Annotated in this window: 5 protein-coding genes; 1 reads left to right on the plus strand and 4 read right to left on the minus strand. The window is 62.4% G+C overall.

Annotated features, from left to right (window positions below; genetic code table 11):
• Nucleotides 1–141: 141 nt before the first annotated feature.
• The 4 genes from M2S36_RS20840 to rpoE all read right to left on the minus strand — a co-directional run bounded on the left by M2S36_RS20840 (nucleotide 142) and on the right by rpoE (nucleotide 3946).
• Nucleotides 142–1542, minus strand: a complete 1401-nt coding sequence (locus tag M2S36_RS20840; RefSeq protein ID WP_370464236.1) for a DegQ family serine endoprotease — start codon at nucleotides 1540–1542, stop codon at nucleotides 142–144.
• Between the two features lie 222 nt (nucleotides 1543–1764).
• Nucleotides 1765–2730 carry a MucB/RseB C-terminal domain-containing protein gene (locus tag M2S36_RS20845; protein WP_207832996.1) on the minus strand — a complete coding sequence of 322 codons (966 nt, stop codon included), beginning with the start codon at nucleotides 2728–2730 and terminating at the stop codon, nucleotides 1765–1767.
• Between the two features lie 12 nt (nucleotides 2731–2742).
• Nucleotides 2743–3333, minus strand: a complete 591-nt coding sequence (locus M2S36_RS20850; RefSeq protein WP_063913177.1) for a sigma-E factor negative regulatory protein — start codon at nucleotides 3331–3333, stop codon at nucleotides 2743–2745.
• 31 nt (nucleotides 3334–3364) lie between these two features.
• A complete protein-coding gene (rpoE, locus tag M2S36_RS20855; protein ID WP_003252049.1) occupies nucleotides 3365–3946 on the minus strand; it encodes an RNA polymerase sigma factor RpoE in 582 nt (193 codons plus the stop codon).
• A gap of 434 nt (nucleotides 3947–4380) precedes the next feature.
• Between rpoE and nadB the strand changes: the two genes are divergently transcribed.
• Nucleotides 4381–5985, plus strand: coding sequence for an L-aspartate oxidase (gene nadB, locus M2S36_RS20860; RefSeq protein WP_207832998.1), 1605 nt, complete (start codon nucleotides 4381–4383; stop codon nucleotides 5983–5985).
• The last annotated feature ends 238 nt before the right edge of the window (nucleotides 5986–6223 follow it).

Consider the following 6223-nt stretch of genomic DNA (forward strand, 5'->3'; position numbering starts at 1 on the left):
AAAAATAGCCGGGAATTGTACCTTAAGCTGCCGGGATATGGGAGATTCCTCTATCGGGCTGTACACAGCATTGGCCCCTGAATTGTGAACTTTCATGAAAAAGGGCAGCCGAAGCTGCCCCTTTTCTCCTTGCGAAGCCGCTTATTCAGCCAGCTTGAAGGTAATGAAGCTGGCACGGCCCTGACGCAGCACGCGCATCGACACCGAACGGTTCTTCGGCAGTTCCTTGGCGATTTCGGTGAATTCCTTGGCCGAACCGATGGCCTGGTTGTTCAGGTGGCTGATGACGTCACCCGGGCGCAGGCCGATCATCGCGGCCGGGCCATCCTGGACTTCCTTGATGACCACGCCACCCTTGAGCTCCAGGGCTTTCTTCTGCTCGGCGGTCAGATCGGCTACCGAAACGCCCAGGCGGTTGCTGCTGCGCTCGGCGCTGCCTTCGGCGCCGGCAGCGATGTCGGCATCGTCGTCCGGCAGTGCGCCAACGCTGATGTCGAGGTTCTGGCGCTTGCCGTTGCGAATGATCTCCAGCTTGGCCTTTTCACCATCCTTGAGGCTGCCGACCAGATGCGGCAGGTCGGCCGACATGATGATCGGCTGGCCGTTCATGCTCAGGATCACGTCACCCACCTGCAGGCCGCCCTTGGCTGCCGGGCCGTTTTCCAGCACCTGGGCCACCAGGGCGCCAGCCGGCTTGTCCAGGCCGAACGATTCAGCCAGGTCCTTGTTGACCTCCTGGATCACCACGCCCAGCCAGCCGCGGCTGACCTTGCCGTCTTTCTTCAGCTGATTGGAAACGTCGATCGCCACGTCGATCGGGATGGCGAACGACAGGCCCATGAAACCGCCGGAACGGGTGAAGATCTGCGAGTTGATACCCACCACTTCACCGTTCATGTTGAACAGCGGGCCACCGGAGTTGCCCGGGTTGATGGCCACGTCGGTCTGGATGAACGGTACGTAGGTGTCGTTAGGCAGGGTACGGCCCTTGGCGCTGACGATACCTTTGGTCACCGAATGGTCGAAGCCGAACGGCGAACCGATGGCCAGCACCCACTCGCCCACCTTGAGTTTCTCGGAGTCACCCAGCTTGACGGTCGGCAGGTTCTTGCCCTCGACCTTGAGCAGGGCCACGTCGGTGCGCGGGTCGGTGCCGACCAGCTTGGCCTGCAGCTCGCTGCGGTCCGACAGGCGGACGATGATCTCGTCGGCATCGGCTACCACGTGGTTGTTGGTCAGCACGTAGCCATCGCTGGAAATGATGAAGCCCGAACCCAGCGACTGGGCCTCGCGCTGGCGGTCGCCACGCGGCGAGCGCGGCTGCTGCGGCATGTTGCGCTCGAAGAACTCGCGGAACATCGGCGGCAGGCCTTCCAGGTCGGGCATCTGCCCGGCGGCCATGCGGCGGTCCGGCAGCTTCTGCTTGGTACTGATGTTGACCACGGCTGGCGAGGCCTGCTCGACCAGGGTAGTGAAGTCCGGCAGGGCTTCCTCGGCCTGGGCGCTGAGCACCTGGCCGAGCATCAGCACGGCGGCGAACATCGATAGGTAGGATTTCAAGCGTGGTATTGACATACGGCTCCCGTCACAACGAGCGGTAGTTTAGAAAGGCCCCTGCGCAAAGCAGGAAAGGCCAGGCTCCAAGAAGCCTGACCTATAGAAAATTTGCCGAAGGATTGCAAATGACAATGCTTTAATTTCATTTCAGCGGCATGCCTGCGCGCCTTGGCATGGCCCGCACACCAGGCCCGCAAAAGCGCACCATCACTGGCGCGCCTGGTCATCCTGAGGGCGCATCGACAGCGCCACGCGCTCTGCGGTACCCAGCGGAATTTCGCCGACCACAGTGACCATTACCCTGCCCTTTGGCGTGTTCAGCCGACGCGAAACCGCCGAAGTCGGGCCAAGCTGGGTACGCATGTCAGTACCCCCCTCATCCTTCACCGGTTCGAGGAATACCGAGAAGCGCGCCAGGCCATCGTCATACATCAGGCTGCTGACCGTGCTGTCATGCTTCGGATCGCGGCGTACCGAGCTGTTGACCAACTCGAAGCCTGGCGGCAGCCAGTCCGAACGCCAGCCGACGACCCTGTCATTACCGGCAGCAGCCACCTGCTGCACCGGCTTGCACGCAGCGCTGGGGCGCAGGTCATCGTCGCTGGGCAGCTCGTCGGTTTCGAGGCGGGTCATCTGGAAGCGCTCCAGCAACTGCCCCTTGTCATTGATCATCAATGAGCGCAGCGGCAGGCCGGTAGAACGGTCCAGGTGCAATTCGAAGGCATAGCGATGCTGGTCGCGCGGGGTGAGCGTCACGATCACGGCATCGCGCCCGGCGACCCGTGACTTGCCCGCCACGCTCAAGTCATACCAGCCCATCAGTTTCAGCGGATCAAGCACACGCGGCGCGGCGTCCGGGGGTGTCGTAACACCACTTGCCAAGGCCCCGCTGACGCACTCTGCCTTGCCATCCACGCGCACGATTTCCTGGGCGGCGCCATCGAGCTGCAACAGCCGCTCGCTGACCTTGCCGTCGTCGACCCTGTGCCAGATCTCGTGGGAAGAGAAGCTGCCATTGCGTTCGTAGACAAAAGAGCCCTGGTAGCTCTGCTTTTGCTCGGCCTGTGCCAGCTTGTTCAGCCACTCGCTCGCCTCGGGCGAGGAATTGGCCGCCAATGCTGGCACCGTCATGCAGCTGCCAATCAGCAGCGACAGGAGAGGTAGCGCGCGCATGATCCTCCTTACTTAACGGTTTTCCAGGCTGGCGGCGCGGGCATACGGCAATGCGGTTTCAGTGCCCTTGAGCGCAGATTCCTGAGCATGCTGGCGCAGGTAGCCTGGCAGACGCTGATCCCAGCCGGCCTGGTTCTGCAGCACGCCGTTGGCCATCGGCCCGGTCGGTTGCTCACTGCTCTCACTATAGCCTGCCAAAACGGCTGGGCCTTGCGCTTGTGGCACACTCAGGCCTTGCTGGGCAGGTTGCTGGGCAGCCAGCTCGGCGCCAGTGATCTCGTCCTGGTTGTACATGCGTACACCAGCCAGCACCGCCAGAGTGACCGAGGCAGCTACCGCCAGGCGGCCAATGCTGCGCCATGGGCCTTTCTTGACCTTGGCCGGCACGGCTTCGTCAGCCAGCGCTGCAGACACCGCCGAGGCGATATCCAGGTTAGGCAGCAGCAGCTCCTTGTGCATGGCTGCGCGGGCAACCTGGTAACGCGACCAGGTGGCACGGGTTTCAGCATCGTCTACGGCGTTCAACACCCGACGCAGTTCAAGCTCGTCCGCTTCGTTATCCATCACCGCGGACAGCGATTCCTGCAAAGCTTCACGACTCATGGCGGTTCCTCTCTTGGCTGTCGCCGCTGTCTCAGGTTTCCTGCAGCAAAGGTTGCAGGGCTTTGTCTATGGCCTCCCGAGCGCGGAAGATTCGAGAGCGCACGGTACCCACCGGACATTGCATGACACTGGCAATGTCTTCGTAACTCAGCCCGTCGAACTCGCGCAGGGTCAGTGCCGTGCGCAGGTCTTCAGGCAGCTGCTGGATGGTGCGATGGACGGTGCCTTCGATTTCATCCCGCAACAAGGAGCGTTCTGGGGACTCGAGATCCTTGAGACCATGATCGCCGTCATAAAACTCCGCATCCTCGGAGCTCACATCGCTGTCTGGCGGCCGTCTTCCACGGGACACCAGGTAGTTCTTCGCCGTGTTGATGGCGATGCGGTACAGCCACGTATAGAACGCACTGTCTCCGCGGAAGTTGCCAAGCGCACGGTAGGCCTTGATGAAGGCTTCCTGTGCTACATCCTGGGCCTCGTGGGTGTCGTGAACGAACCGCACGATCAACCCGAGAATCTTGTGCTGATACTTCAGCACCAACAGATCGAACGCTCGCCTGTCACCGCGCTGAACGCGCTCTACAAGCTGCTGATCCTCTTCCTGGGTTAGCATGAACACTCCTCAGTGAACTCGAAGGAGCGCTGCAACGGCCATCGTTCAGGCTTGCAACCATAGACTCGGGCTTTGCGCAAAAGTTCTCCCCTCCAAGCAAGTTTCCTGCAGCCCTTGGTCGGCTTGCACGGAAGACGCGGCGCGGTCACGGCCGGCTACGTCGATAATCAGGTTTCGAGTACGCAGGGACAGCCAGGACGGGCCTGCCACCCTGCGTCGCCGCGGCATGTTGTGGCGCGTGGGCAGCCTTCATAGGATTTCCGGCCATGTCGGAAAGTTCCCACAAAGGTTGTCGCGACCAGGCAAGTGGCATGGAAATTGGCCACCCGGGGCTGCTATAAAGGCAACCCGGCCAGCTTTAACGATAGTTTCACAATGCCATCGGCGCGTGACTATTGTGCCGCGCCCCTTCCAAAGAATACTAGTGTCCCGACATGAGCCAACAATTCCAACATGATGTCCTGGTGATCGGCAGCGGCGCCGCCGGTCTCAGCCTGGCACTGAACCTCCCCAGCCACCTGCGAGTCGCCGTACTCAGCAAGGGCGACCTGGCCAACGGCTCGACCTTCTGGGCCCAGGGCGGTGTCGCGGCGGTACTGGACAATACCGATACCGTGCAGTCGCATGTCGAGGACACGCTCAATGCCGGCGGCGGTCTGTGCCATGAAGAGGCGGTGCGCTTTACCGTCGAGCACAGCCGCGAAGCCATCGAGTGGTTGATCGAGCAAGGCGTGCCCTTTACCCGCGACGAGCACTACAGCGTCGACGACGGCGGCTTCGAGTTCCACCTGACCCGCGAAGGCGGCCATAGCCACCGACGTATCATCCACGCCGCCGACGCCACCGGTGCAGCCATCTTCACCACGCTGCTGGAGCAGGCCCGCAAACGCCCGAACATCCAGTTACTGGAGCAACGCGTGGCGGTCGACCTGATCACCGAACGCCGCCTCGGCCTGCCCGGCGAGCGCTGCCTGGGCGCCTACGTGCTCGACCGCAACACCGGCGAAGTGGACACCTTCGGCGCGCGCTTCACCGTGCTGGCTACTGGCGGCGCGGCCAAGGTCTACCTGTATACCAGCAACCCCGATGGCGCCTGCGGCGACGGCATCGCCATGGCCTGGCGGGCCGGCTGCCGGGTGGCGAACCTGGAGTTCAACCAGTTTCACCCGACCTGCCTGTACCATCCACAGGCCAAGAGCTTCCTGATCACCGAAGCCCTGCGCGGCGAAGGCGCGCTCCTGCGCTTGCCCAATGGTGAGCGTTTCATGCCACGCTTCGACCCGCGTGAAGAACTGGCCCCGCGCGACATCGTCGCCCGCGCCATCGACCACGAGATGAAGCGCCTGGGCGTGGACTGCGTATACCTGGACATCACCCACAAACCGGTCGACTTCATCAAGAGCCACTTCCCCACCGTGTACGAGCGTTGCCTGGCGTTTGGCATCGACATCACTCGCCAGCCGATCCCGGTGGTACCGGCGGCGCACTACACCTGCGGCGGGGTGATGGTCGACGACCGTGGCCACACCGACGTGCCGGGCCTGTACGCCATTGGCGAAACCAGCTTCACCGGCCTGCACGGTGCCAACCGCATGGCCAGCAACTCGCTGCTGGAATGCTTTGTCTATGGCCGTGCCGCTGCGTCCGACATCCAGGCGCACCTGGATGAAGTGGCCATGCCCAAGGCCCTGCCCGGCTGGGATGCCAGCCAGGTCACCGACTCGGACGAGGATGTGATCATTGCGCACAACTGGGACGAACTGCGGCGCTTCATGTGGGACTACGTCGGCATCGTGCGCACCAGCAAGCGCCTGCAGCGAGCGCAGCACCGCATTCGCCTGCTGCTGGACGAAATCGATGAGTTCTATAGCAACTACAAGGTCAGCCGCGACCTGATCGAATTGCGCAACCTGGCGCAGGTGGCCGAATTGATGATCCTGTCTGCCATGCAGCGCAAAGAAAGCCGCGGGCTGCATTACACCCTGGATTACCCGGGGATGCTGGACGAGGCCAAGGACACCATTCTTAGTCCTCTCTGAAAGTTGTAGCGCCTGCGAGATCGAGCGCCGCCCGCGCGGCGCTTCGCGGGACAAGCCCGCTCCCACATTTGTTGCAACGTGGCCATGCCTGTGGGAGAGGCGTTGTCAGCCTGGGGGGCATGGCTTGAGGCAGGTGATGCGGCAGCAATGCCAACTCAGAAATCCAGTCAACCCACCAAGGCTGGCCACCATGGCCTGACAGGTTCGGCACGTTGCAACAAATGTGGGAGCGGGCTTG

Source organism: Pseudomonas sp. SF2, assembly GCF_036858055.1.
Taxonomy (GTDB): Bacteria; Pseudomonadota; Gammaproteobacteria; order Pseudomonadales; family Pseudomonadaceae; genus Aquipseudomonas.

What these genes read in the sequence shown, in the direction of transcription:
- nadB (WP_207832998.1), top strand. Translation starts at nt 4,381, where the DNA reads ATGAGCCAACAATTCCAACATGATGTCCTGGTGATCGGCAGCGGCGCC.
- M2S36_RS20850 (WP_063913177.1), bottom strand. Translation starts at nt 3,333, where the DNA reads ATGAGTCGTGAAGCTTTGCAGGAATCGCTGTCCGCGGTGATGGATAAC.
- rpoE (WP_003252049.1), bottom strand. Translation starts at nt 3,946, where the DNA reads ATGCTAACCCAGGAAGAGGATCAGCAGCTTGTAGAGCGCGTTCAGCGC.
- M2S36_RS20845 (WP_207832996.1), bottom strand. Translation starts at nt 2,730, where the DNA reads ATGCGCGCGCTACCTCTCCTGTCGCTGCTGATTGGCAGCTGCATGACG.
- M2S36_RS20840 (WP_370464236.1), bottom strand. Translation starts at nt 1,542, where the DNA reads ATGTTCGCCGCCGTGCTGATGCTCGGCCAGGTGCTCAGCGCCCAGGCC.